The sequence below is a fragment of the Agromyces mediolanus genome (genome assembly GCF_044917495.1).
Lineage (GTDB): Bacteria > Actinomycetota > Actinomycetes > Actinomycetales > Microbacteriaceae > Agromyces > Agromyces mediolanus_B.
Genome location: NZ_JAVSSI010000001.1, coordinates 122714 through 147134, shown reverse-complemented (window position 1 = coordinate 147134; position 24421 = coordinate 122714). Strand labels below are relative to the sequence as shown.

Below are 24421 nucleotides of genomic sequence, written 5' to 3'. Positions count from 1 at the left end.
GCCGCTCCCCCGCACGACGAACCCGTGACGCCGCGCAGCGGACGCGGGGCCGCGGCGGCCCGGTGCGACCCGGCATCCGCCCAGGGCGCGCCGCGTACAATCGCTGCATGCCCGAGCGCGTGCACCGGATCACCTCGATGGGGCGGGACGCCCCGAGCGAGCCGCCCGCGGGCGACGGCGCCGGGGCACCGCAGGACGAAGGCCGCGCGCACGGCGTCGAGCGCACGATCGATCGCGTCCTCGCCATCCACCGTCCCGTGGTGCTCGCGCACCTGCGCGGCATCCGCCGGCGCGCCCCGCAGGCGACTCCCGAGCAGCTCGTGCGCATCCTCGAACGCCGCTACCTGGCGGCGGTCACGACCGGCGGCGCCGCCGTCGGGGCCACCGCCGTCATCCCGGGCATCTCGACGGGCGTCACCCTCGCCCTGTCCGGGGTCGAGACGGCGGGCTTCCTCGAGGCCACGGCACTTTTCGCCCAGTCGGTGGCGGAGGTGCACGGCATCCCCGTCGAGAATCCCGAACGTGCGCGCGCCCTGGTCATGACGCTCATGCTCGGCACCGAGGGCAGCGACCTCATCCGGCAGTTCGCGGCTCAGGCGAGCGGCACCGGCGCCGCGCGCAGCGCGTACTGGGGCGAGCTCATCACCAACACCCTGCCGAAGGCGGTCATGGGCACGGTCGTCGATCGGCTGCGGGCGACGTTCGTGAAGCAGTTCGCCGTGCGCGGAGGCGCCGGGTTCATCGGCAAGGCGCTGCCGTTCGGCATCGGCGCGGCGGTCGGCGGCGTGGGCAACCACGTGCTCGGCCGTCGCGTGCTGGCGCAGTCCCGGCTCGCCTTCGGTGCCGCACCGGCGTTCGTCCCGTCGGAGCTCGAGCCGCGCGACGGGGAGACGCGGCTCTCGAGCGCCGGACGCCGGGTCGTCGGCGCTGCGGGCGCACTCGGTCGGGCCGCCGGCCGGCCGTTCTCCCGGCTCGCCTCGGGTCGGGGCGGTTCGACGCGACGGACGACGGATGCCGCAGACGCCGGCGACGCCGCTCCGCTCGACGAGCCCGAGCCCGAGCCTCGGGAGGGGTAGCGGCGCCCACCGCTCCGCGCGGGTTCCGCGTCGGTGGTGCCGGGTATCTTGACGGTGTCGTGCCGCATCCCGATCTGAGGAGGAGCCATGCCGCACGGGGCACGGTCCGAGGCCGTCGAGGCCACCCCCGCCCTTTCCCCCGAGGCCTACCGCGTGCCGTGGAAGATCGATCGCAGTCGCGCGCCCTGGTACACGCTGCTGAACACCGGCGACGAGTCGGCGCACGGGGTGCACCTGTCGCTGTTCGGCGACGGCCGGCTGCTGTGGCAGCCGCTGCTGCGGGTGGCGCCCGGCGATCAGGTGGCGTTCGTCCTGCGCGCCGACGATCCCGCGCGCGACTGCGTCGCCGTGCTGCGGTGGTTCCGGGCCGGCGGCGAGGAGTACCTCTGGCGCATCGCGTTCTGAGGCCTCGTCAGCACCGGCACCGCGCCGTCCGAGCGGGCGGCGTCACTTGCCGCGGCGCTTGAGCTCGTCGATGAGATCGCGCACGTTGACCCGGTCGACGCCCGGCAGCTCGGCGAGACCGATCCCGGCGATGAGCTCGCCCGGGTCGACGTCGAGCACGCCCGCGATGCGGATGATGGTCGACATCCTCGGGTTCGCCTGGCCGCGCTCGATCTTGCCGAGGTTGGTCACGTGCATGTCGGCGAGGTGGGCGACGGTCTCCTGACTGACGCCGCGCTCGAGCCGCACGGCCTTCAGACGTTCGCCGAGGATCTGGGCAGCACGGGATTGGGGCTCAGGCATGCCTTCATGCCTATCCGCCCCCAGATCGCCAATCCAGTGTGCATTCACCTCCAGTCTTTCTACCTCTATTCTGGATCGACCGCCAGTCCAGTCTCGAGAGGACCAGATGCCGAGTTCACTGCTCGACCAGTTGCCGAAGATCGTCGCCGACGGCACCCGCGAGGCCGCGCGCGTCCTCGACCAGCTCTCGGGCGAGCACCGGGTGCGGCTGCACACCCGCGAGCTCGTGCTGCCGAGGCGGGAGACGAGCGGGCTGCCGCTCGGGCTCGGATCCGACGACGAGTCCCCCGAGCCATCCGGCCGCCTGATCTACGGCGACAACCTGCTCGCCATGTCGGCCCTCCTCGCGGGCGACGACGACGGTCCGGGCCTCACCGGCGGCATCGACCTGATCTACCTCGACCCGCCGTTCGACTCCAAGGCTGACTACCGCACGAAGCTGACCCTGCCCGGGCACGAGGTCGAGACGCGGCCGACGGCGGTCGAGCAGTTCGCCTACTCCGACACCTGGGCCGACGGCACCGCCTCGTACCTGGCCATGCTGACCCCGAGACTCGTGCTCGCGCGCGAGCTGCTCGCCGAGACCGGCACGTTCTACCTCCACATCGACTGGCATGTCGGCCACTACGTGAAACTCATCTGCGACGAGGTGTTCGGTCGCGAGAACTTCCTCAACGAGGTGGTCTGGTACTACCGCCGCTGGAACATCGCGAGCACGACGTTCGCCCGCAACCACGACACGCTCCTCGTCTACGCCAAGCGCAAGGGCCGGCACTACTTCAAGCAGCTCTACATCCCGAAGTCGGAGAAGTCGAGCGGGCAGGGACGCGCCTGGGTCAGCACCATCGGCGACGACGGCGTCCGCCGCTCCGTGCTGAGCGAGGAGGCGACGAAGGGCGTCGCCATGCCCGACGTCTGGGACCTCTCGATGCTGAACCCCGTCGCGAAGGAGCGGGTCGCGTACGCGACGCAGAAGCCGCTCGCCCTCCTCGACCGGGTGATCGAGGCGTCCTGCCCGCCGGGCGGCCTCGTCGCCGACTTCTTCGGCGGCTCCGGCACGACCGCGGCCGCCGCCGAGGCATCCGGTCGGCGCTGGATCACGAGCGACCTCGGACGCCCCGCGTCGATGATCATCCGCAAGCGCCTCATCGATCAGGACGCCCGGCCGTTCCTCTACCAGGAGATCGGCGACTACCAGGTCGAGCAGATGCGCTCGAGCCTCGGCCGGCGCTATCGCGTCGGCGACCTCGCCAGGACGGTGCTCGAGCTCTACGGCGCGGCGCCCCTGCCGGAGGCGGAGAACCCGGGCGGCACGCTCGGGAGCCTCCCCGACGGACGCACGCTCGTCGTCGCCGAGAGCCCCGCGAAACTCACGACGACCCGGTCGCTGCGCCGGGCGCAGGCGCAGCGCGACACGGCCCTCGGCGGCTTCGACCGCGTCGTCGTGCTGGGCTGGAACTTCCCGGCGGGCATCGGCCACGACATCGACGCACTCGCGGATCCCCGGCTCGAGGTCCGGGTGATCCCGCCCGACCTCATCGACCGGTTGAAGAAGAAGGGCAGCCGGCTCGCCGACACTGTGCGATTCTCGACCCTGCAATACCTCGAGGCCGGCATCCGCTCCGCCGCCCGCCGCGGCGACGAGCTCGAACTCGTCGTCGGGCTCGACAACTACGTGCTCCTCTCCCCCGAGGCGATCAGCCTCCGCGCGGCCGACCGCGAGAAGGTCCTCCAGCTCATGAACCGCGACCCGCTCTCGCTCGTCGAGTACTGGGCCGTGGACCCCGACTACGACGGCGAGCTGTTCCGCTCCACCTGGCAGGACTACCGCGGGAACGCGCTGAACGACGACGACCCGCTACGCGTCGTGACGTCGGCCGCGCTGCGTGCGCCGTGGCGGCCGGGAGCCCGCCGGATCTGCGTGCGCGCGGTCGACGTGTTCGGCTTCGAGTCCGAGGTGGTGCTGGAGCTCGGAGAGCCGATGGGTGCGGATGGCGCGGATGGCGCGGACGCCGCATGAGGATCCCGCTCGACGAGGAGCTGCCGCTCGCCCGGGCCATCGCGGTGCGGCTCGCGGACGACGCCCGGGCGATCGCGGCGGGCGAGTCCTGCCCACTGCTCGAGGCGGTGACCCCGACCACCGGCGAACTGCTCCGCTGGTGGTTCGACGAGTCGATCTCGGCCGGGCGCCGTGACGCCTTCCACGAAGGGCAGCGCGACGCCATCCTCGCGATCGTCTACGCGCACGAGGTGCTCGGCGGCGCCACCCTGCGCGAGCTCTACGAGCGCCTCGCCCCGGAGGCGGTGACGCCCGATCGCCGTGCCGAACTCGACCACGAGCGGCACCGGCATCCCAAGTACGCGGCGAAGCTCGCGACCGGCACCGGCAAGACCTGGGTGATGCAGGCGCTGCTCGTCTGGCAGCACCTGAACCGGCTCGCCGCCCCGTCCGACCCCAGGTTCAGCAGCAACTTCCTCGTCGTCGCACCCGGACTCATCGTCTACGAGCGACTGCTCGACTCGTTCCGTGGCCGGCTCGTCGACGGGGTGCGTGATCCGAGCACGAGCGAACTCCGCGCCCGCCGCGAACTGTTCGTGCCGCCGAGGCACGAGCGGGCCGTCTTCGCCCTGCTCGACACGGGGCTCGTCGAGAAGCACGAGCTCGGGCTCCGGCGCCCGCGCGACGGCATGATCGCCGTCACGAACTGGCACCTGCTCGCCGGCGCGGAGGACCCCGACTTCGTCGGAGACGGCCGCACGGGCGATGGCGGCGATGGCGAGCTCGCCGTCCGCGCCGCCCCCGACGGCGGGATCGACCCCCGCGCCGCGATCGAGAGCTTCTTCCCGCTCTCCCCGGGCACGGCCGCGGGCAACGCGCTCGAAACCCTCGATCGCCGCGCGGCGCGCGGTCGCCCGCTGCAGTCCCTCGTGGACCTGCCCGACCTCGTGGTCTTCAACGACGAGGCGCACCACGTGCACGGGCTCCGCCGGGGCGAGGCTCAGAGCGACGTCGAGTGGCAGCAGAGTCTCACCGCGATCGCCGCACCCAAGGGCCGGCGCTTCGTCCAGCTCGACTTCTCGGCGACGCCCTACGACGAGAGCGGCGGCGGGCGGCAGCGGCGCTACTTCCCCCACATCGTCGTCGACTTCGACCTGCACGCCGCGATGCGTCGCGGGCTCGTGAAGGCCATCGCCCTCGACAAGCGGACCGAGCTCGCCGCGCTCCCCCTCGACTTCACCGCCGAGCGCGACGAGCACGGCGAGGTGGTGGATCTCTCCGCCGGCCAGCGCACCATGATCCGGGCCGGGCTGCGGAAACTCGCCCTCCTCGAGACCGAGTTCGCCGAGGTCGACCCCGAGCGGCGCCCGAAGCTGCTGATCATGACCGAGGACACCGCCGCATCCCGCCAGGTCGAACGCTTCCTGCTCGATTCGGAGGGCCTCGATGCCGACGAGGTGCTCCGCATCGACAGCGGCCGCCGCGCGGAGCTCGGCCCGAAGGAGTGGGAGCCGATCCGCGCGCGACTCTTCGACCTCGACCGCCACGCCCGCCCTCGCGTCGTCGTGAGCGTGCTCATGCTCCGCGAGGGCTTCGACGTCGACAGCATCTGCGTCGTCGTCCCGCTCCGCTCGGCGGGCTCCGGCATCCTGCTCGAGCAGACGATCGGGCGCGGCCTCCGCCTGATGTGGCGCGGCGACCCGGTCGTCGACGAGCTCAAGCGGGAGACGCGCGATCGCATCCGCCGCCGGCTCGAACCGCGGCACCACTTCGATGTGCTCTTCATCGTCGAGCATCCCGCCTTCGCGGCGTTCTACGACGAACTGCTCGGCGACGGCCTGCTGGCGATCGCCGATGACTCGGAGAAGCCGGTCGCCGGCGAGCTCGAGCGCGTCGCGCTCCGCCCCGACTGGCGGGACTACGACATCCTCGTGCCCGTCGTCGCGCACGAGGCCGAGGAGGAGCTCGACGCGCCCCGACTCGACCCGATGGCGCTCGAGCCGAGCCGCTTCGACCGCGCGGTGCTCGAACGGGCCGTCGGCCGCGGCGACGTCTGGAGCTCGCACGACGTCGAGACGAAGACCAGGTACGGCGACTTCCGCGTCGACGGCGGGGTCATGGCGGCGACCGGCTACAACGACCTCCTCGCCCGCCTCACCCTGCGCATCACGACCGTGGTCGGCCGGAGCTTCACCGCGGGCGCCGCACGGTTCAGCGCGGCGAGCCGGTATCCGCTCCTCGTCGCCCACCGCGCCCGGATCACCGGCTGGCTCGACCGGTACATCCGGGAGCGCCTGTTCGGCGAACCGTTCGATCCGGCTCGGGGCGAATCCTGGCGGGCGCTCCTCCTCCCCGGCGTCGCGGAGCACATCGCCGGCGTCTTCTCGACCGCGCTCGTCGCGGGGCAGCGGAACCGGCCGCTCGTGGACGCCGTGGTGCGGCAGCGGAGCGTCGCCGAGATCGGCACCACGTCGATGCGGGCGCGCGACGCCGTGACGTGCACGAAGTGCGTCTTCCCGAAGCTCCGCGTCGCGAGCCGCGGCGGCGGGCTGGAGCGTCGGTTCATCGAGTGGGCCGATCACGACTCGCGGATCGAGGCGTTCGTGAAGATCGACGAGCACGCGCACGACTTCCTCCAGCGGCCCTACCTCCGGGCCGACGGGCTGCCGGCCCGGTACTCCCCCGACTTCCTCGTGCGCACCGCGGACGCGGTGTACCTCGTCGAGACGAAGGCGCAGTCCGCGCTCGACGATGAGAACGTCCGGCGCAAGCAGCGGGCGGCCCTCGCCTGGGTCGACGGGCTGAACGAGCTGCCCGACGAGTCGCGCGGCGGGAAGCGCTGGCACTACGTGCTCCTCGGCGAGACCGCCGTCACCCGATGGATCAGCGGCGGCGGCCGCCTCTCCGCGCTCCTCGAGCTGGAACGGTTGACCGCGCCGCCCGCCGCGGACGGTCCGACGCTCTACTGAGCAGCGCTCGCGCCCGGGTGCGGACGAACCGGCCCCGGGCAGGCCTGCGTCGCGGGCTCAGCCGTGGGCGTCCTCCTCGGGGCCGTCCTCCGCGCGCTCGCCCTCGACGTCGTGGTCGTCGATGTCCTCGTCGTCGCGGTGCTCGGCGGCGAAGCGCTCCCACTCGGCCATGAGGTGCTCGACCGCCGCGTGGAAGCGAGCGGTCGCCGCACCGGGCGTCGTGTCGCCGAAGTAGCGTTCGACCCAGTGCCCCAGCCGCTCGAGCGCCTCGCGGTCGTGCGCGACCTCGTCCACGCGCGCGAGCATGCCGGCGCCGGCCCGCTCCGCCGATGCGCCGGGCTCGGCGACGAGCCACTCGCACGCCGAGAGGTAGCCTCCGGTGTCGATCTCGGCCTCCGGCGCGGCGGGTCGGGTGATGAGCAGCGGCTTGCCGGTCGCGAGCCGGTCGTAGACCATCGCGGAGATGTCGACGACCGCGATGTCGGCCGCGGCGAGCTGCCAGCCGAGCTCCCGCCCGTCGTCGTAGACGTGCATCGCGGCGGGGTCCGCCTGGTTGGCCGCGGCGATCGCGTCGATGATCGCCCGGTTCGCGGCCGCGTACTCGTGGTCGAGCACGCCCGAGCGGGGATGCGGGCGGTAGATCACCCGGTGGCGCCCCGTGGCGAGCAGCGCGGTGACGAGGGCGACACCGTGGGAGGCGATGGAGCCGTAAGCGGCCGCGGCGCGGTCGCCCTCCCAGGTCGGGGCGTAGAGCACGACCTCGCGGCCGTCCTCGGGATACGGCAGCTCCCGGCCGTCGTGGTAGTGGTCGGCCTGCGGCCGGCCGATCGGGATGGCGCGCTTGTCGAAGTCGTAGTCCCAGAGCACCTTGCCGAGCCGCGCCCGTGCCGCGTCGCCGGCGATCAGCGCATAGTCGTACGCCTTGAACTGGTTCGTGGTCATGTACATCTTGTCGGACTCGCCGTGGTTGATGAACACGTGCCAGCGGCGCCCGTAGCGCATCATCTGGAAGTTCTTGGCGTTCTGGTTCACGTAGAGGATGAGCCGGAGGTCCTGATCGTGGATAAGCTGCTCGAGATCGGCGACCCGCCGGACGTAGGCGACCGGCACCGGGGACTCGTCGAGGAGCGCGAGCGCGGCGCCGGACGCGCGGCTGAGGACCACGACCGGATGCGTCTTCGAGAGCTCGGCGAGCGGCTTGTACCACTGGCGCAGCTGGTAGAGGTTGACCTTGCCGTCGGCGAAGTACACGCCGATGCGGTACCGGCCCGCCTCGAGCGGCGCCGTCTCGGCGAGCACGGAGGCGAGCGCCCGCTGCGAACGCCGCGAGGCGATGATGTTCTTCGCGAGCTTCACGGCACGACGAGCGTCAGTCTTCAATCCCACTCGCCAAGGGTAGCGAGGGGCGCCTGAGCGGATGCCGGTCCGGGACCCCCGGCGGCGGCACCGAGAGCCGATCGTTACCCGGGAGACGGAGCCTCGGATCCGTTCAGATGATCGGCGGCCGGCCGGCCCGGGTCATCCGCCACACCGTGCGCCACCGCATCGGCCGGCGCTCCCCCGGGTCCTCCCGCCAGCCGGCGAGCCAGCCGCCGAACCAGGCGCGGAGCTGCGCGGGCCGCCTGGCCCAGCGGACGAGCTGGATCAGCGTCCACGAGCCGACGTAGAACGGCACCAGGACGGCCGGCAGGTTCCGGCGGGCGAGCCAGACCCGGTTCCGGGCGTTCAAGCGGAAGTAGTAGGAGTGGCGCGCGGGGTCGATGACCGGGTGGGCCGCCTCGAGCTCGCCCGCGTACCAGGCCCGGTGCCCCGTGTCCCACACCCGCCAGGCGAGCTCGATGCCCTCGTGCGCGTAGAAGAACGGGTCTGCCCAGCCGCCCGTCGCGTCGAACACCGCCCGAGGCAGGAGCACCGCCCCCTCCCAGCAGGAGAAGACGTTGCTCGAGGCGGCCGGGTCGCCCTTCCGGATCCGCGGCGTCCACCGTCGTGGCGAGACGAGCCCGGTGGGGTCGACGACCCGCGGCTGGACGAGCCCGATCTCCGGTTCCGCCGCGAGCAGCGCGACGCCCTTCGCGAGGAAGCCGGGATCGGGCAGGAACGCATCGTCGTCGAGGAAGAAGAGGAACTCGCCGTGCACCTCCGGCACCCCGCGATTGCGTCCCGCCGGGATGCCGAGGTTCTCCGGCAGCGCGAGCGTGCGCACCTCCGTCGGCAGTGCCGGCTCCGCCTCGGCGGGGTCCCAGCCGTTGCCGACGACGACCACGTCGACGGCGACGTCGCGCTGCTCAAGGACGCTGCGGACTCCGCGCAGCAGCTCCTCCGGCCGTTTGCCCATCGTGAGGACGACGACGCCGACGCGCGGCGTGCGCGCGTCGGGGCGCTCAGGACCGGACACGACGGCTCGCCATGATCGCGACGAAGTGCCCGATCACGGCGAGCACGGCGAGCGGCAGCAGCGCCGCCACGACCACGCGGTCGACGAACGGCTGGCCGGCGACGAGCCCGACGAGTGCGGCGGCGAAGGCGATGAGGGTCAGCTCGACCGAGTGGTACAGCCGGTGGAACGGCAGGAAGCGCGCGACGCGGCGGAGCTTCGCGACGAGGCCGCCGCGCGGCGCCGTCTCGCCGTGCGTGTCGGCGAGCTTCGGCAGCCCCGCGTTCGCCCGGGCCACGTGCACCATGTCGTTCAGCGCCTTGTTCAGCACGATGACGAGGGCGAGCAGCGCCCCGACCGTCGTCCAGAGGAAGTCGGCCGGGAACTCGAGCGGGTAGGCGGCGGCGCGGATGCCGAGCGCGATCGGGATGAGCGCCTCGGTCGTGTAGTGCCCGACCTTGTCGAGGAACACGCCGGCCGGCGAGGAGGTGCGCCGCCACCTGGCGACCTCGCCGTCGCAGCAGTCGACGAGCATCTGCAACTGGCCGAGGATCACCGCGAGGAGCGCGCCCCAGACGCCGGGGATGAGCAGCGCCGCCGCCGTCGACCAGCCGACGAGGATCATGAGCCCGGTGACGCCGTTCGCCGAGATCGGCGTCTTCAGCAGCACCCAGGTGAGATAGGGCGAGAGCCGCCGCAGATACAGCGACGCCGTCCAGTGCTCGGCGTTCCGCCGGCCGCGCACCTCGGGCGGCTGGGTGACCGCCTTCAGCTCGGCGAGGCTCGATGGGTGCTGTCTCGACGGCTCCGACGACGTCGAGTGCGGGTGCGACATCCGTTACCTTCCCGTGTGGCTGGCGATGTTCCGCGTCAGCGAGAGATAGCCGAGCACGAAGCCGACCCCCCACGCGACATGGATGCATGGCAAGACTACGAGAAACCAGAGCCACGCCGCGGCACCCTGGCCGCGGCCGTAGACGAGCGTCGCGACGACGACGAAGATCAGGTAGACCGCGGGCACCACGAGCCCGAGGGCGAGCCAGGGCGTGTGCCCGGTGAGCGCCTGCACGAGACCGCCGAGGCCGGCGAGAAGGCCGAGGATGACGCCGAGCACCATCACCGGCGGCACGAAGTAGCGGAGGCCGTTCGCCGACGGGAACCGCCGGGCGAGCTCGCCGCGCCAGAGCCCGGTCGAGAACATCTGCCGGCCGAGCCGCTCGAGGCTCGAGCGCGGCCGGTAGGTCACGCTGAGCTCCGGGGTGAACCAGACGGTGCCGCCGGTGGCGCGGAGCCGGCGGTTGAGCTCCCAGTCCTGCCCGCGTTTGATCGTCTCGTCGAAGAGGCCGACCCGCTCGAGCGCGTCGCGGCGGAAGACGCCGAGGTACACGGTCTCCACCGGGCCGGCGGTGCCGCCGACGTGGAACGCCGAACCGCCGAGGCCGACCGGAGTCGTGTAGGCGCGGGCCACCGCGCGCTCGAAGGGCGTCTCGCCGTGCGCCGCCATGATGCCGCCGACGTTGTCGGCGCCGGTGCGCTCGAGGGTCTCGACGGCGATGCTCGTGTAGTCGGCCGGCAGCATCGAGTGGGAGTCGACGCGGACGACGACCGGGTACTGCGCCGCCCGGATGCCGATGTTGAGGCCCGCGGGCGTCGAGCCGACCTCGTTCTCCAGGACGCGCACCCGGGCGTCACGCGCCGCGAGATCGGCGACGAGCGCGCCGGTGCCGTCGATGGAGGGGCCGAGGGCGATGAGGACTTCCACGGGGCCCGCGTAGTGCTGATCGAGGATCGACTCCACGGCCGCCCGCACATGCGAGGCGTCGTTCAGCACCGGCATCACGTAGGAGACGCCGAGCGTCGACCGGGCGGTGCCGTCGGGCTGATCGGGCAAGATTCCTCACTCTGCTGCTGGGTCGATCGAGCCTAGCAAACGCCGAGCGGCCGGAGCCTCAGCGGCTCCGGCCACTCGCCGGGTCTGGGTACGACGTCCGATCAGCCCTCGAAGGTGCCGAGCGTCACGGTCGCGGTGTGCGCCTCGCCGTCGCGGAGATAGGTGATCTCCGCGTCGGAGCCGCCGGCCAGCGCCCGCACCTGGGCGGTGAGGTCGGTCTGGTCGGTGATCGGCAGGCCGTTGAACTGGGTGACGACGTCGCCCTTCTGCAGGCCCGCGTTCGCCGCGGCGCCGCCGCCGGTCACGTCGGTGATGAGGGCGCCGACGGTGCTGCTCTTCTCGTCGCTCTGCGCGGCGGTCACGGTCGCCCCGAGCAGCCCGTGCGTCGCCTTGCCGTTCTCGATGATCTCGTCGGACACCCGCTTCGCGAGGTTCGACGGCACCGCGAAGCCGACGCCGATGTTGCCCGACTGCCCGGACGACGAGTCGCCCGTGCCGAGGATGGCCACGTTGACGCCGATCAGCTCGCCCTTGCTATTGAGGAGCGCGCCGCCGGAGTTGCCCGGGTTGATCGCGGCATCCGTCTGGATGACCGGGATCGAGATGTTGCCGCCCCCCTGCTGAGCCTGCTGCCCGCTCTGACCGCCCTGGCCGTCCTGCCCGTCCTGGCCGGGGATGTCGAAGTTCCAGAAGTCGAACGGCTGCTGGCCGCCCTGCTGCTGGTCGCCCTGGCCGCTGTCGTCCGGCGTCGACGGGGCCGCCGAGGAGGCGACCTCGATCGAGCGGTTGAGCGCGCTCACGATGCCGTCGGTGACGGTGCCGGAGAGGCCGAGCGGCGCGCCGATCGCGATCGCCGTGTCGCCGACGTTCAGCTTGCTGGAGTCGGCGAACGCGAGCGGCGTGAGGCCGGAGGCGTCCTTCAGCTTGATGACCGCGAGGTCGCTCAGCGGGTCCGTGCCGACGAGCTCCGCCGTGTAGAGGCGGCCGTCGTCGGTCTTCACCTGGATGGTCGGCTCGCCGGTCGCGCCGTCGAGCGTGACGACGTGCGTGTTCGTCAGCACGTAGCCGTCGTCGGAGAGGATGATGCCCGAGCCGGTGCCGGCGCCGTTCGCGGACGACACCGAGATGGTGACGACGCTCGGGCTGGCCTTCGCGGCGACCGCGGTGACCTGGTTCACGGAGTCGGTGTCGTTCACCACGACGTTCTGCGGGCTGGCGCTCGCGGAGGTCGTGGCGGTGCGGTTCGCCATGGTGAGCGCCGTGACGCCCGCTCCGGCGCCGCCGCCGATGAGGGCCGCGGCGACGATGGCCGCCGCGATGCCGAGTCCGGCGGGACGCTTCTTGGGTGCGGCGGGTGCGGCGGGCTGGCCGCCGAAGGCCGGCGGGACCTGCCCGGGCGGGACCTGGCCCGGCTGCGGGTGCTGTGCGCCGGGCAGCGGCTGCGTCGGCTGGGTCATCGCCTGAGCCTGCTGCGGTGCGGCGGGGTGCGGGTACTGCGGCGCGTGGTACGGCTGCGGGGCGCGCCCCGGCTCGTACAGGGTGCCGGTGGCCGGGGTCTGCGGGGCGGCCGGGCTCTGCGGGGCCGCGGTCTGCGCGGCCGGGGTCTCCGCCGCCGGGGTCTGCGGAGCCGGGGCCTGCGGGGCCGGCTGCGACGCCGCCGGTGCGGCGGTGTTCGGAGCGACCCAGCCTGCGGCGGGCGCCGTGGCCTGGGCGTCTCCCTGCGCTGCCGGCTGCGATGCGGCGGGAAGCGGGGTCGTGGGCTGCGGGGCTGCCGCGGCGGCGGGCGCCGCGGACTCGGCGGCGGCCGCCTGAGCCTGCTCGGGGGCGTTCGTCTCGGTGGCGTCGGCGGCGTCCGTGACGTCACGCTCCTCGTGGTCCCGCGGCTCCTCCGAGACGGGGCCGGTGGTGTGATCGGTCATGTCTGCTCCTTCCAAGCTGCCCCCACTCTCGCGGCGGAAGCTGTGCGTGGCATCGGCGAAGTCTATGGATCGGCTATCGGCCGGCAGTGAAGCCCCCGAACGCGATTCACTCGCCGCCCCGGGCCCTGCGCCAGCGTACCGCCGAGGGCTGCGGGTACGGTGTGAGCGTGAGCGACTCCCCCACGACATCCGGTCTGGCCCCCTGGCAGCGCACCGCCGCCGGCGCCGGACTCCTCGGCCCCGACGGACGCATCGCCGCGACCGTCTTCGCCGAGATGAGCGCCCTCGCCCAGCGCACAGGCGCCATCAACCTCGGCCAGGGCTTCCCCGACGAGGACGGGCCGGCCGCGGTGCTCGACGCCGCCGTCCGGGCGATCGGCTCCGGGGTGAACCAGTACCCGCCCGGCACCGGGATGCCGGTGCTCCGGGAGGCCATCGCCCGCCACCAACGGCACTGGTACGGTCTCGAACTCGACCCGGACCGCGAGGTGCTCGTCACCGCGGGCGCGACCGAGGCGCTCGCCGCGACCCTGCTCGCCTTCGTCGACGCCGGCGACGAGGTCGTCACCTTCGAGCCCTACTACGACGCCTACGCCGCGATGATCGCCCGAGCCGGCGGGGTGCACCGCACCGTCCCGCTGCGCTTCCCGGACTGGCGGCCCGACCCCGACGAGCTGCGCGCCGCCGTCACCGACCGCACCCGGATCATCCTTGTGAACGATCCGCACAACCCGACGGGCGCGGTGCTCGACGAGGCGACCGCCGACCTGCTCGTCGAGCTGGCCGAGCGCCACGACGCGCTCCTCGTCACCGACGAGGTCTACGAGCATCTGAGGTGCGACGGCCCGCACCGCCCGCTCGCGTCCCGCCCGGGCGCACGGGCGCGGACCATCAGCATCTCCTCCGGCGGGAAGACGTTCTCGACCACCGGCTGGAAGATCGGCTGGCTCACCGCGCCCGCGGAGCTCGTGACCGCCGTGCTCGCCGTCAAGCAGTATCTGACCTACGTGAACGGCGCCCCGTTCCAGCCCGCGATCGCGACCGGCCTCGACCTCCCCGACGAGTACTTCCTCGGTGCCGCGTCGTCACTCGCCCGCCGGGCGAAGCTGCTCGCCGACGGGCTCGATGCCGCGGGCTTCGCGGTCTCCCGACCTCGCGCCGGATACTTCGTCGTGGCCGACGCGGGCCCGCTCGGCTACGACGACGCGGTCGAGCTGTGCCGGCGCCTGCCGGAGCTCGCCGGCGTCGTCGGCATCCCCGTCTCCGCCTTCGTCGGGCCCGACCGGCGGCACGAGGTTCGGCGGCTCGTCCGCTTCGCGTTCTGCAAGCGCGAGGAGGTGCTGCGCGAGGCGTCCGCGCGTCTCGCCGCCCTCGGCGCGCGCTGATCCACGCTCCCGCGGGAGCCCGACCGGCGGACCCTCAGCTCGGGACGACCCGGTAGCGCCGGAGTGCGAGCGCGGGGTTCACCCGGCGGACCCGCTCGAGCCGCTCGCGGTCGATCCAGGCGACGGCGACGCCCTCCTCCTCGCCGAGTCCGGCGAGCTCGACGCCCATCGGGTCGAGCACGAGGCTCGCCCCCACCGCGATGGGCGGCGTCTGGTCGGCCGCGGCGAGATAGACGGTGTTCTCGATGGCGCGCGCCGTGGCGAGGGTGCGCCAGTGGTGCTCCTTCAGCGGGCCCCGCACCCACTCCGCCGGGACGAGCACGAGCTCCGCGCCCGCGTCGACCAGCACCCGGGTGACCTCGGGGAATCGGAGGTCGTAGCAGGTCTGCATGCCGACCCGGAAGCCGTCGACGTCGAACAGCTGCGGCTCGTCGAGCTCGCCGGGGGCGACGTGGTCGGACTCCCGCTGGCCGAAGGCGTCGTACAGGTGCTGCTTGCGGTAGCGCGCGACGATCTCGCCGTGCTCGTCCGCGGCCACCAGCGTGTTCGAGAACCGCCGGTCGCCGTCGCGACGCTCGAGCATGCCCGCCACGAGGTGGATCCGGAGCTCGCCCGCGAGTGCGGCGAGCGCGGCGGTGAACGGGCCGTCGAGCGGTTCCGCCGCCTCCGCCATCTCCGGGCCGAGCTCCGGGGTGAAGTACATCGCGTACTCCGGGAGGACGAGCAGACGCGCACCGCGTCGGACCGCGGTCCGCGCGAGCCGCTCGATCGTGCCGAGGTTCCCCGCGACGTCGGCGACGGGTGCGAACTGGGCGACCGCGATCCCGAGCGCCGCGTCCCCGGCGGTCATCGCGCGGCTCCGATCGCCTGCACGGCCCACTCGTAGTGACCGCGGAGGCACTCGTGCACCGGTTCCGCGAGCGGGCCGCCGAGCCAGTCGAAGCGCGCCGGATCGAACAGCACGTCGCGGTCGAGCGCACCGACGCGAGCGAGCGCCACGGCGTGACTGCCCTGGAGCCTCGCGAACGCGCGCTCGGCGCCGCCCCGGGTGCGCGTGCGGTCCCGCAGCTCGGTGTTCAGCGCCTCGAGCTCGTTCCAGCCGTGGCCCTCGGCCGGATAGGCGGGCGTTTCGCCCCGCTCGATCGCCGACAGCCAGCCGAGGAGCAGCTCGTGCCAGGCGTGCACGTGGTTGAGCACGTCCTGCAGATCGCGGTCCCGCCCGCCGTTCGCGGTGAAGGGGGCGTCGCGCTCGGCCGCGGGGATCGCGTCGACGGCCGCCTCGAGCGTGCTGAATCCGCGCATCGCGGCGGCCTGCAGGGCGATCGGCGTCTCCGGCGTCGGCATCCCCCCATCGTAGACGGATGCCCCGGGCTCGACGCCGACGCTCGGTCAGCCCGACGCTCGGTCAGCCCGACGCTCGGTCAGCCCGACGCTGGTTCCGCCTGACGCCCGGCCTCCCGTCGACGGTTCAGCCGAGGAGCCAGTCGCCGAGCGCGGCGAGGTCTGCGGAGAGCTGGTCGTCGACCGCACGGTATCGCACGACCCGCCCCTCGCGCGGGCCGTCGACCACGAGGTAGCCGAGCTCCTCGAGGTCTCGGAGCGCGGTGGTCGCCGATCCTCGGCTCACTCCGGTGCTCGCGACGATCTCGGTGTGGGATGCCCGAGGGTGCTGTGCGACGTGTCGGAGCACGCTGGCGCGCGCAGCGCCGGAGAGCGCGCGCTGCATCGCGGTGATGCGAGTCGGCGCGCTCTCGAGTTCACGTCGTGCAGGCATGTGCACCCTTTCGATCATGGCGCCGGGCGCATGAGGATCGGGCTCCCGAGACTCGGGTGATCCGGGGGGATCCAGGTCTCGGGAGCCCTGCAACTGCGTTGCATGCTCCGAGGAAACGGAGCATCACGAGCGGCACAACAGGCTTGTTCGACCTCAACCCGATCGTGTCCCGCTCGCGACTGGATCATGGTATCCCGTTGTCCGCCGAATGCGCAAGTCGGACTCGCACGATGCAACACGCGCCGTGAATCCGGTGCACAAAACGGAAGATTCCGGGCGGTGATGGCATCCCGACCAGATCGCGGCGCGGCGCGCTCGCGCGCAGCCCTGCGTCGACCTCCGCAGGCCAGAGGAACGTGCGGCCCTGCGGGTGCGGGGCGCTGCGGGCACGCGGCATTGCGGGTGCGGGGCGCCGCGGGCACGCGGCACCGCGGACGCGCGGCACCGGGGGCGCGAGGGCGCGCGATCAGCGCACGTCAGACGCCGGTGCGCGCGCGGCGCCGGAGAGGACCGTCGAGTCCGTCAGCCCTGCTTGACCGAGTCGAACTTCGCCGGGGCGATGTAGTCGCCGAGGATCGTCTCCGCGAGCTCGGCGTCGCCGATCGCGATGGCTTTGTGCAGCGCCGCGAGGTAGTGGCCCGCCACGGCCGGATCGAGCGCGTGCGAGATGACCTGCGTGACCCGGGCACCGACGAGCTGGTTCAGCTCGTCGAGGACCGGGCTGTCCGCCATGACGAAGAGGTAGTCCCGGAAGCCGAGCACGGCGCGCCGGACGGCCCCTGCGTCGACCCGGCCGTCGGACGGCGCCTCGGGGACGAAGGTGCCGAGCACCTCGACCTGCTCGGCCGTGCGGCGCATGGCCGCCCAGCGGATGACCAGGCGCTCGAGCGTCGCGTGCACGACGCTCAGCGCGTCGAGCTCCTCGTCGTCGAAGCCGCGGACCGTTGCGGGCGAACGGGCGCCGCCGGGAACGACGAGCTGCTCGGCGACGAGCCCCTGGATCGCCTGACGCACCGGGAGCCGGCTGACGCCGAACTCCTCGCCGATCGACCGCTCGACGAGCGGTGTCCCCGGGGTGCGCTCGCCCTCGACGATCTGCTTGCGGAGGGCGATCTGGATGCGCTTCGCCTCGGGGACGCGCGGCGTGCGTTCGGCGACCATCAGCGGACCCCCGCCTCGCGCGTCGCGGACACCTTCGCCTCGAGTTCGGCCAGCACCTCGCGCCGGAAGCCGTCTCGCGATGCCCCGTACTGCTCGCGCACCCGTCGCTCGGCGGCCGGCGCGTCCTGCGCGGCGATCGCCTGGACGAGCTCGCGTCCGTGCTCGAGGAGCACGTCCGGTGCGAGCACGGCGCCGGATTCGCGCCCCCGGAGCAGCGTGCCGATCTCGACGACGAAGGAGTTGCGCGAGGCATCCGCGATGGCGCCCCGGTACGCGAGCACCGATCGCGCGGTCTCCCCCGCGTCGCCGGCGGCGATCGCCGCCTCGACCTCGGAGTACGCGCCGCGGATGTGCGCGAGCTCCGCATCGCTTCGCCGCTCGGCGGCGAGTCGGGCGGCGACGACGTCGAACGCCTCGGAGACCTCCGCGAGCTCGCCGAGGTCGCGCAGTCCGAGCTGTCGCACCGCGATGCTGCGGCCGACCCGCTCGACGAGCCCCTCGCGCTCGAGCACTCGGAGGGCGTCGCGCACCGGCAGTCGGCTCACGCCGAGCTCTGCCGCGATCGTCCGTTCGATCAGGCGGGAGCCGGGCAGCCGGGTGCGAGCGATGATCTCCGCGCGCAGCGACTCGGCGACCCGCTCCGCTTCCGTCCGCGCCGGATCGGTCATGCCGCCACGCTCAGTCTGCCGACGCGCGCGGCCGCACTGCCACGCGAAAACTGCATCCTGAACGACATAGCAGCACTGTATCAGCAACGAAGCGCGCGGGCGCGGCAAGATCACCCGGTCTGCGGCCCCCCAGTATGCGGGCCGAGCACCCGAGCGTCACCCGCGGAAACACGCGCTCACGCAATGGTATCCCATGTGCTATCTTCAGGAAGTCCGCATCTTCGCACGCGTTGATGTCGACGCTTCCGCACGACTGGGAATCGGTGCGGAGAGAGGGTCCGGAACCTGGGGGAAACGGGCCGGACCCTCTCACGCCTGAACGAGCGGTGGAATCCCGCACCGCGCAGCACCGGACCGTCGGCGAATCGAGGCGTCGTCGGCCCGCAACACGAGCATCGCCGCGCAGCGTCATCGCACGCGAGGAGCCTGCACCGGCACAGAGGGAGCGACCACCGATGCGAGCCAACGCCGAGGCGAGTCCGGCCCACGACCGCGCCGAGGCGCGGCTGGCGTTCGAGGTCCTCGCCGTCCGCCGGGCCGCAGCCCGCCGCTCGCCGTCGCAGGCCGAGGCGCTGAGCGACGCCGCCCGCTCGTTCGGGGCGAGCGGAGCGGATGCCGCACGGTCCCCGGAGGGCGACCTCGATCCGGCGGACGCCGAGGCGTGCTTCCGGCGCTGTCTCGCCGACGCGGCACGCACCCCGTTCCTGCTCGAGTCCCTCGAGCTGCTCGCCGAGCCCTCGCCGATGCAGCCGCTGGCGCACCGGGCGGCGGCGTACCAGCGGATCGCCGCTGCGGTGCGCGCGGCCGACCCGGACACGGCCGAGGTCGCGGTCCGCGAGATGCACGAGGAGGAGCGCCGCCTCCGACGCGCAGCGGTGCTGCGCCGGCTGCCGATGCTCGGCGTCTCGGGCCGTTCGAACGACTGAGCTGCGGCGACCTCGCGCGTCGTCCGATCGAGCGATCACGGCGAGCGGACTCGGATGACTCGCCCCGTCCGCACTTCCAGGATACCGCCCGACCCGGGGCTTGCGGCAAGGCCCCTCCCCTGGCGCATACTGGCGGACCCACCCGCACCGCATCCCTGGAGGACCGCTGTCCACGAGCCCGTTCCACCTGCCCACCCATCTCGCCGAGAAGGCGGGCGCGTCGCTCGTCGCCGAGGACGAGCGGCACTTCGCCGCGATCGGCGCAGCGCTCGCATCCGCCATCGACTCGGCCACGAGCCGGCTCGCCGAAGTGCTCCGCGCCGAGGCCAGGCACGGCCAGGCCGCCCTCGACCGGGACCTCGAGGTGCACCGCCTCGAAGCGCGCCTGCGCACGCTCCGCCGCTTCGGACTCGACGCGTGCCTCGGACGGATCGTCGTCGAGGGGCGCGAGGATCCGCTCTACATCGGCCGCATCGGGCTCGCGGACGACGACGGGGAGCGCCTGCTCGTCGATTGGCGCACACCGGCCGCCGAGCCGTTCTTCGCGGCGACGCAGGCGCACCCGATGGGGCTCAGGAGCCGGCGCCGCTACCGCTGGACGCGCGGCCGCATCGTCGACTACTGGGACGAGGTGCTCGCCCCGGACGAGGACGGCCGCGAGCTCGCGCCGGACGACCAGTCCGCGTTCATCGCGAGTCTCAGCACCGATCGGTCCGCCCGCATGCGCGACGTGCTCGGCACGATCCAGGCGGACCAGGACGCGATCATCCGGGCGGAATCCGGCGGCGCCCTCGTCGTCGACGGCGGCCCGGGCACCGGCAAGACGGTCGTCGCCCTGCACCGTGCGGCCTACCTCCTCTACGCCGACCCGCGCGTCGCGGCCCACCGCGGCGGCGTGCTCGTCGTGGGCCCCTCCCATCCGTACCTCGACTACGTCGCCGACGTCCTGCCGAGTCTCGGGGAGCAGGAGGTCGCCATGGCGGTGACCGCCGACTTCGTTCCGGAGGGGGCGCATCTCGGGGTCGAGTCCTCGAGCGATGCCGCCCGGCTGAAGTCCGAGGCACGGCTCGTCGACGCCGTGGGCGCCGCGGTCGACGCCTACGAGGTGCCGCCGGACGTCGCGCTCGTCGTCGACACGCAGTGGGGCGAGGCGCTCATCGGCCCGGTCGAGTGGGCGGAGGCGTTCGCCGCTCCGGAACCGGGCACCCCGCACAACGAGGCGCGGGCACTCGTCTGGGACGCTGCGCTCGAGATCCTCGCCGATCAGCAGCCGCCCGGCGCACCCGCGCGGCTCGTGCGACGCGAGCTCGAAGCCGACGAGGCGCTGCGGCGCACCTTCGACCGGGCGTGGCCGCTCCTCGACCCGGCGGGCCTCGTCGCGGACCTCTGGACGTCGCCGGCCTACCTCCGCCGCGCCGCACCATGGTTGGAGGCCGCCGAGGCGGAGGCGCTGCGGCGCGAGGACGCCCGAGCGTGGACGACCGCGGACGTGCCGTTCCTCGACGCCGCCCGCCGCCGCATCGGCGACCCCGAGGCGCCGGCTCGGATCCGCCGGGCACGGGCCGAGGCGGAGTCCGACCGAGAGCAGATGGACCTCGTAGTGGATCAGCTCATCGCGGCCGACGACGACGGCGAAGGCCTCGTCACGATGCTCCGCGGGGAGGACGTGCAGCACTCCCTGGTCGGCGAGCTGCCCGGCCCCGAGCGTGCCGCACTGCTCGACGGCCCGTTCGCCCACGTGGTCGTCGACGAGGCGCAGGAGCTCACGGATGCCGAGTGGCGCATGCTCCTCGCGCGCGGTCCCGCGCGGAGCTTCACGATCGTCGGCGATCGCGCCCAGGCCCGGCACGGCTTCCTCGAGTCCTGGGCCGAGCGCCTGCACCGCGTCGGCTTCGCCCGCGTCGAGCTCGCGGGGCTCACGGTGAACTACCGGACCCCGGCCGAGATCATGGCCGAGGCGGCCCCCGTCATCCGCGCGGCGATCCCCGACGCGAACGTGCCGACGAGCATCCGCTCCGGCGGGCACCCGGTGGAGCGCCGTCCGCTGGCGGAGCTCGCGCCGATCCTCGATGCCTGGACGGCCGAGCACCCGGAGTCGAGCGTCTGCGTCATCCACTCCGCGTCCGCGACGGAGCGGGAGATCGCCACGATCGCGGCCGTGCTCGACGGCCGGCCGCGCGTCCGGCGCCTCACCCCCGAGCTCGCGAAGGGCCTCGAGTTCGACCTCGTCGTGCTGCTCGACCCCGCTGGATTCGGGGCGGGTATCGAGGGCGCCGTCGACCGCTACGTGTCGATGACGCGCGCCACCCGCCGGCTCGTGGTGCTCGACGGCCCGCCTACGCGCTGAGCGAGCGGGCGAGCAGCTCCACCGTGCGGACGATGGCCGCCCGCCGCTCGGCGCGGCGGCCGTCGATCCGGCCGCTCAGGAACTCGTCGACCTGCGGCAGCACGGGCCAGGAGTCGCAGAGGGTGACGATCGTGAGCAGCAGCTCGGCCGCCGCCGCCCGATCGATGCCCGGGAGCATCCGCCTCATCGCCTCGACCTTCGCGGTGTGGTGCTCGAGCCGATCGGCGCGGGCGACCGTGTCGCGGCCGCGCTCGAGGCCCTCCCAGGTCACGAGGCGGGGCACGGTGGGGTCGGAGACGTGGTGGTCGAAGAGGCGGCCCGCGTAGTCGGCGACCGCCGCGGGCCCTTCGCCGTGCAGCGGCACCTCGTCCATGACCCGCCGCAGCTCGCTCACGAGGACGGCGTCGAAGAGCTCGCCCTTCTTGCCGAAGTACTGGTAGATGCGTTCTTTGTTGACCCCCGCGGCGGCGGCGATGCGATCGATGCGCCCGCCGGCGAAGCCGTGCTGCGCGAACTCGACCGTCGCCGCCTCGAGCAGGCGCCGCTTCGTGCCCTCGGTGTCCCAGGCCATGTTGCCAGCCTAGCAACTCTCCAACTTTTCAGTTGTGGAATTCGCACGGGCGCTCTACAGTTGCAACTCTTCAGTTGGAAGCAACCAGACAGTTGGAGATGAGATGTCGACCGAGACCCCCAGCGCTGCGACGAACGCCGCGCAGCCCGACGCGAACACCGCACAGCCCGACGCGACCACCGCCCAGCCCCACGCGACCACCGGCCGGCCCGACGCGGAGCCCGCGGCCGCGCAGCCGAGCGCGCCGCCCTCGATCCACCTCCGGGCGATCATCACCTGGCTCGCGATCTTCCCGCTCGTCGCGATCGGGATGCTCGCCCTCGCGCCCGTCTGGGCCGACTGGCACCCCGTGCTGCGCGCACTCCTGCTCACGGTGATCGTCGTCCCGCTCGCGGTGTACCTCGTCGTGCCGCGCCTGCTCGCCGGCTACGGCCGCCTGCGCCGCCGCGCCGCCGCTACTCGTCGATGACCTTGTTGAACCCGGTCACCGGCTGCGCCTCGTCGAAGGCCGCGACCTTCCGCCGGAAGCCCCGGGTCAGCACGAGCAGGTAGACGAAGCCGATGACGGCCCACGCCGCACCGCCGATGAGCGCGTCGACGTGGAGGTTCGCCCAGAGGATGCCTGTCAGCACCATGCCGATGCCCGGCAGCACGATGAAGGTGAAGATGTCCTTCGGCGTGCGCCGGCGGCCCTTGCGGATCGCGAACCAGGCGATCACCGACACGTTCACGAAGGTGAACGCGATGAGGGCGCCGAAGTTGATGAACGCGGCGATCAGCTCGAGGGTGAACGCGGCGGCCAGCAGGCTGATCGCGCCGACGAGCACGATGTTGAAGGTCGGCGTGTGCGTCTTCGGGTTGATGTAGCCGAAGAAGCGCTTCGGGAGCACGTTGTTGCGCCCCATCACGAGGAGCATGCGCGACACGGAGGCGTGCGAGGCGAGACCGGAGGCGAGCGTCGCGGCGAAGCCCGCCGAGGTGAGGATCGCCTGGAAGACGGGCCCGCCGACCTGCAGGCCGATCTCGGGGAGCGTGCTGTCCTCGATCGCCTCGACGGGGAATGCGTCGGACGAGGGGAAGCGGAGCTGCGTGAAGTACGCGGCGACGAGGAAGATCGCGCCGCCGATGACGACCGTCAGGAGGATCGCCTTCGGCATGATCTTCGGCGTCTTCGCCTCCTCCGCGTACATGGTGACGGCGTCGAAGCCGATGAACGAGAAGCAGACGATCGTCGCGCCCATGAGCACGGCGCCGAGCGTCACCCCGTCGTGCAGGAACGGCTGCAGCGAAGCGACGGTGCCCTGGCCCTCGCCGCGCATGAGCTGCGCGAAGACCATGACCACGAAGACCGCCATGACGACGATCGAGAACACGAGCAGCAGCATGTTGATGTTCGAGGTGCCGCGCATCGTCAGGTAGATGACCGTCGTGACGAGGGCGCAGTAGAGCACCACCCAGATCCAGCCCGGGATCTCCGGGAACAGGGCCTCGAGGTAGCTGCGGATGATGAGGCAGTTCACCATCGGCAACAGCACGTAGTCGATGAGCGAGGTCCAGCCGACCATGAATCCGACGTTCGGGTGGATCGACTCGCGCGCGTAGGTGTACGCGGATCCCGCGCTCGGGATCGCGCCGGCCATCTTGCCGTAGCTCACCGCGGTGAACATCATCACGACGAGGGCCACCAGGTACGCGGCGGGGACGACGTTGTCCGTGTCGCGCGCGACCATGCCGAAGGTGTCGAACACCACGGTCGGGGTCATGTAACCGAGGCCGAGGCCGACGATGGCCCACAGTCCCAGGTTGCGCTTGAGGCTGGCGCCCTTGGCGGGGGCGCTCACCGACGTTGAAGCCATGCTCTCTCCTTCATGAGCCGTGCGCGGCACCAGGAGGCGAGAACCAGCGGTGTTCGGCGCCGGACAAGCATGCCATAGATGCGGGCGGCGGACGCGCACTCCGATGAGGGCCATCCGGCCCCGCGTCCCCCGAACTGGGGGGGATGCCTCGAAGGCGGTACGCCATACTGCTACGAGTCCCTGCAACCGACCCGAGGAGCGGACGATGGAGTTCCATCTGCCTGCGAACCGGTTGCTCCTCCCCCTGATCGGTGCGTCGATGCTCGCGACGGCCGCGATCGCCGCGACGATCACGCTCTGGGCGACGAGCGAGGCGAACACGGCCGAGCTCGAGTCGCAGCTGCAGCTCGACCGGGACCGCGCGGACCGGCTGGTCCAGCAGCTCGCGGACTACGAGGACGCGGACACGGGCCTCCGCGGGCGCGAGGCCGAGCTCGTCGCACGGACCGCGGAGCTCGACGCCCGCGAACTGGCGGTCGCCGAGGCCGAGGCGGCGCTTCCGGCGACCTTCCTCGAGGACGGCCGCACATACACGGGCGGCACCTCGATGCTCCCGGGCACCTATCACGCAGCCGCGACGGACGAGTCCTGCTCGTGGTCGATCGCCGCGGCCGACGCGGAGGAGTCCGGAGCGCGCGAGATCCTCGACCAGGGCCTCGGCGACGGCGACGACGTCTGGGTGGTCGTCGAGGCCGGCCAGGAGTTCAGCTCGGCGGGATGCGGCGGCTGGAGCCGCGTCGAGTGATCCGCGGGGCCGC

The 24421-nt window shown here is 72.7% G+C and carries 22 protein-coding genes; 9 read left to right on the top strand and 13 right to left on the bottom strand.

The window, feature by feature from the left end; all coding sequences use genetic code 11:
* Positions 1-107: 107 nt before the first annotated feature.
* Together ROT00_RS00680 and ROT00_RS00675 are read left to right on the top strand one after the other, a co-directional pair.
* Entirely contained in the window at positions 108-1076 is a 969-nt protein-coding gene (locus ROT00_RS00680; RefSeq protein WP_404771563.1) for a hypothetical protein, read from the top strand.
* Between the two features lie 87 nt (positions 1077-1163).
* Complete coding sequence (locus tag ROT00_RS00675) at positions 1164-1481, top strand: hypothetical protein (protein WP_404771561.1); 318 nt, start codon at positions 1164-1166, stop codon at positions 1479-1481.
* Positions 1482-1523: 42 nt separating this feature from the next.
* Here ROT00_RS00675 and ROT00_RS00670 read toward each other — a convergent pair whose 3' ends face one another.
* Positions 1524-1823: a helix-turn-helix domain-containing protein gene (locus tag ROT00_RS00670; RefSeq protein ID WP_404771559.1), complete on the bottom strand. Its 300-nt coding sequence runs from the start codon at positions 1821-1823 to the stop codon at positions 1524-1526.
* Between the two features lie 106 nt (positions 1824-1929).
* Here ROT00_RS00670 and ROT00_RS00665 point away from each other — a divergent pair, with 106 nt between their 5' ends.
* A complete protein-coding gene (locus ROT00_RS00665) occupies positions 1930-3843 on the top strand; it encodes a site-specific DNA-methyltransferase (RefSeq protein ID WP_404771558.1) in 1914 nt (637 codons plus the stop codon).
* On the top strand, positions 3840-6791 hold the full coding sequence (locus ROT00_RS00660; protein WP_404771556.1) for a DEAD/DEAH box helicase family protein: 2952 nt from the start codon (positions 3840-3842) through the stop codon (positions 6789-6791). The genes ROT00_RS00665 and ROT00_RS00660 overlap by 4 nt, the downstream gene beginning before the upstream one ends.
* Positions 6792-6848: 57 nt before the next feature.
* Here the strand turns inward: ROT00_RS00660 and ROT00_RS00655 are convergent, their stop codons facing one another.
* The 5 genes from ROT00_RS00655 to ROT00_RS00635 all read right to left on the bottom strand — a co-directional run bounded on the left by ROT00_RS00655 (position 6849) and on the right by ROT00_RS00635 (position 12975).
* Positions 6849-8177: a CDP-glycerol glycerophosphotransferase family protein gene (locus ROT00_RS00655; protein WP_404771554.1), complete on the bottom strand. Its 1329-nt coding sequence runs from the start codon at positions 8175-8177 to the stop codon at positions 6849-6851.
* A gap of 103 nt (positions 8178-8280) precedes the next feature.
* Positions 8281-9186, bottom strand: coding sequence for a glycosyltransferase family 2 protein (locus tag ROT00_RS00650; RefSeq protein ID WP_404771553.1), 906 nt, complete (start codon positions 9184-9186; stop codon positions 8281-8283).
* Complete coding sequence (locus ROT00_RS00645; protein WP_404771552.1) at positions 9173-10000, bottom strand: CDP-alcohol phosphatidyltransferase family protein; 828 nt, start codon at positions 9998-10000, stop codon at positions 9173-9175. The genes ROT00_RS00650 and ROT00_RS00645 overlap by 14 nt, the downstream gene beginning before the upstream one ends.
* Before the next feature lie 3 nt (positions 10001-10003).
* On the bottom strand, positions 10004-11002 hold the full coding sequence (locus tag ROT00_RS00640; RefSeq protein ID WP_404772136.1) for a glycosyltransferase family 2 protein: 999 nt from the start codon (positions 11000-11002) through the stop codon (positions 10004-10006).
* Positions 11003-11157: 155 nt separating this feature from the next.
* Positions 11158-12975: a trypsin-like peptidase domain-containing protein gene (locus ROT00_RS00635; RefSeq protein ID WP_404771550.1), complete on the bottom strand. Its 1818-nt coding sequence runs from the start codon at positions 12973-12975 to the stop codon at positions 11158-11160.
* 167 nt (positions 12976-13142) lie between these two features.
* On the opposite strand from ROT00_RS00635, the gene ROT00_RS00630 reads away from it, so the two are divergent.
* On the top strand, positions 13143-14360 hold the full coding sequence (locus ROT00_RS00630) for an aminotransferase class I/II-fold pyridoxal phosphate-dependent enzyme (RefSeq protein WP_404771549.1): 1218 nt from the start codon (positions 13143-13145) through the stop codon (positions 14358-14360).
* 34 nt (positions 14361-14394) lie between these two features.
* On the opposite strand, the gene ROT00_RS00625 is transcribed toward ROT00_RS00630, so the two are convergent.
* From ROT00_RS00625 to ROT00_RS00605, 5 genes are all read right to left on the bottom strand, one after another.
* On the bottom strand, positions 14395-15210 hold the full coding sequence (locus ROT00_RS00625) for a carbon-nitrogen hydrolase family protein (RefSeq protein WP_404771547.1): 816 nt from the start codon (positions 15208-15210) through the stop codon (positions 14395-14397).
* Positions 15207-15704 (bottom strand): ClbS/DfsB family four-helix bundle protein, encoded by a 498-nt coding sequence (locus tag ROT00_RS00620; RefSeq protein WP_404771545.1) that lies wholly within the window; start codon positions 15702-15704, stop codon positions 15207-15209. Before ROT00_RS00620 ends, ROT00_RS00625 begins: the two co-directional genes overlap by 4 nt.
* A 124-nt stretch (positions 15705-15828) precedes the next feature.
* Positions 15829-16134: a MarR family transcriptional regulator gene (locus tag ROT00_RS00615; RefSeq protein WP_404771544.1), complete on the bottom strand. Its 306-nt coding sequence runs from the start codon at positions 16132-16134 to the stop codon at positions 15829-15831.
* A gap of 522 nt (positions 16135-16656) precedes the next feature.
* Entirely contained in the window at positions 16657-17295 is a 639-nt protein-coding gene (locus ROT00_RS00610; protein ID WP_404771542.1) for a GntR family transcriptional regulator, read from the bottom strand.
* The gene (locus ROT00_RS00605) at positions 17295-17963 is read right to left on the bottom strand and encodes a GntR family transcriptional regulator (RefSeq protein ID WP_404771541.1); all 669 of its coding nucleotides are present in this window, start codon (positions 17961-17963) and stop codon (positions 17295-17297) included. Before ROT00_RS00605 ends, ROT00_RS00610 begins: the two co-directional genes overlap by 1 nt.
* A 455-nt stretch (positions 17964-18418) precedes the next feature.
* Here ROT00_RS00605 and ROT00_RS00600 point away from each other — a divergent pair, with 455 nt between their 5' ends.
* Together ROT00_RS00600 and helR are read left to right on the top strand one after the other, a co-directional pair.
* On the top strand, positions 18419-18889 hold the full coding sequence (locus ROT00_RS00600; protein WP_404771540.1) for an FCD domain-containing protein: 471 nt from the start codon (positions 18419-18421) through the stop codon (positions 18887-18889).
* Between the two features lie 100 nt (positions 18890-18989).
* Positions 18990-21236, top strand: coding sequence for an RNA polymerase recycling motor ATPase HelR (helR, locus tag ROT00_RS00595; RefSeq protein WP_404771538.1), 2247 nt, complete (start codon positions 18990-18992; stop codon positions 21234-21236).
* Here the strand turns inward: helR and ROT00_RS00590 are convergent.
* A complete protein-coding gene (locus ROT00_RS00590; RefSeq protein WP_404771536.1) occupies positions 21226-21807 on the bottom strand; it encodes a TetR/AcrR family transcriptional regulator in 582 nt (193 codons plus the stop codon). The two genes, helR and ROT00_RS00590, sit on opposite strands and share 11 nt — an antisense overlap.
* 103 nt (positions 21808-21910) lie before the next feature.
* Here ROT00_RS00590 and ROT00_RS00585 point away from each other — a divergent pair, with 103 nt between their 5' ends.
* Positions 21911-22276, top strand: coding sequence for a putative antibiotic biosynthesis monooxygenase (locus tag ROT00_RS00585; RefSeq protein ID WP_404771535.1), 366 nt, complete (start codon positions 21911-21913; stop codon positions 22274-22276).
* On the opposite strand, the gene ROT00_RS00580 is transcribed toward ROT00_RS00585, so the two are convergent.
* Positions 22263-23663 carry an APC family permease gene (locus ROT00_RS00580; protein ID WP_404771533.1) on the bottom strand — a complete coding sequence of 467 codons (1401 nt, stop codon included), beginning with the start codon at positions 23661-23663 and terminating at the stop codon, positions 22263-22265. The two genes, ROT00_RS00585 and ROT00_RS00580, sit on opposite strands and share 14 nt — an antisense overlap.
* 205 nt (positions 23664-23868) lie before the next feature.
* Between ROT00_RS00580 and ROT00_RS00575 the strand changes: the two genes are divergently transcribed.
* On the top strand, positions 23869-24408 hold the full coding sequence (locus ROT00_RS00575) for a hypothetical protein (RefSeq protein WP_404771532.1): 540 nt from the start codon (positions 23869-23871) through the stop codon (positions 24406-24408).
* Positions 24409-24421: the final 13 nt, after the last annotated feature.

What these genes read in the sequence shown, in the direction of transcription:
- ROT00_RS00660 (WP_404771556.1), top strand. Translation starts at nt 3,840, where the DNA reads ATGAGGATCCCGCTCGACGAGGAGCTGCCGCTCGCCCGGGCCATCGCG.
- ROT00_RS00620 (WP_404771545.1), bottom strand. Translation starts at nt 15,704, where the DNA reads ATGCCGACGCCGGAGACGCCGATCGCCCTGCAGGCCGCCGCGATGCGC.
- ROT00_RS00640 (WP_404772136.1), bottom strand. Translation starts at nt 11,002, where the DNA reads ATGCCGGTGCTGAACGACGCCTCGCATGTGCGGGCGGCCGTGGAGTCG.
- ROT00_RS00645 (WP_404771552.1), bottom strand. Translation starts at nt 10,000, where the DNA reads ATGTCGCACCCGCACTCGACGTCGTCGGAGCCGTCGAGACAGCACCCA.
- ROT00_RS00600 (WP_404771540.1), top strand. Translation starts at nt 18,419, where the DNA reads ATGCGAGCCAACGCCGAGGCGAGTCCGGCCCACGACCGCGCCGAGGCG.
- ROT00_RS00610 (WP_404771542.1), bottom strand. Translation starts at nt 17,295, where the DNA reads ATGGTCGCCGAACGCACGCCGCGCGTCCCCGAGGCGAAGCGCATCCAG.
- ROT00_RS00585 (WP_404771535.1), top strand. Translation starts at nt 21,911, where the DNA reads ATGTCGACCGAGACCCCCAGCGCTGCGACGAACGCCGCGCAGCCCGAC.
- ROT00_RS00580 (WP_404771533.1), bottom strand. Translation starts at nt 23,663, where the DNA reads ATGGCTTCAACGTCGGTGAGCGCCCCCGCCAAGGGCGCCAGCCTCAAG.
- ROT00_RS00680 (WP_404771563.1), top strand. Translation starts at nt 108, where the DNA reads ATGCCCGAGCGCGTGCACCGGATCACCTCGATGGGGCGGGACGCCCCG.
- ROT00_RS00675 (WP_404771561.1), top strand. Translation starts at nt 1,164, where the DNA reads ATGCCGCACGGGGCACGGTCCGAGGCCGTCGAGGCCACCCCCGCCCTT.
- ROT00_RS00670 (WP_404771559.1), bottom strand. Translation starts at nt 1,823, where the DNA reads ATGCCTGAGCCCCAATCCCGTGCTGCCCAGATCCTCGGCGAACGTCTG.
- ROT00_RS00665 (WP_404771558.1), top strand. Translation starts at nt 1,930, where the DNA reads ATGCCGAGTTCACTGCTCGACCAGTTGCCGAAGATCGTCGCCGACGGC.
- ROT00_RS00590 (WP_404771536.1), bottom strand. Translation starts at nt 21,807, where the DNA reads ATGGCCTGGGACACCGAGGGCACGAAGCGGCGCCTGCTCGAGGCGGCG.
- ROT00_RS00635 (WP_404771550.1), bottom strand. Translation starts at nt 12,975, where the DNA reads ATGACCGATCACACCACCGGCCCCGTCTCGGAGGAGCCGCGGGACCAC.
- ROT00_RS00605 (WP_404771541.1), bottom strand. Translation starts at nt 17,963, where the DNA reads ATGACCGATCCGGCGCGGACGGAAGCGGAGCGGGTCGCCGAGTCGCTG.
- ROT00_RS00575 (WP_404771532.1), top strand. Translation starts at nt 23,869, where the DNA reads ATGGAGTTCCATCTGCCTGCGAACCGGTTGCTCCTCCCCCTGATCGGT.
- ROT00_RS00625 (WP_404771547.1), bottom strand. Translation starts at nt 15,210, where the DNA reads ATGACCGCCGGGGACGCGGCGCTCGGGATCGCGGTCGCCCAGTTCGCA.
- ROT00_RS00615 (WP_404771544.1), bottom strand. Translation starts at nt 16,134, where the DNA reads ATGCCTGCACGACGTGAACTCGAGAGCGCGCCGACTCGCATCACCGCG.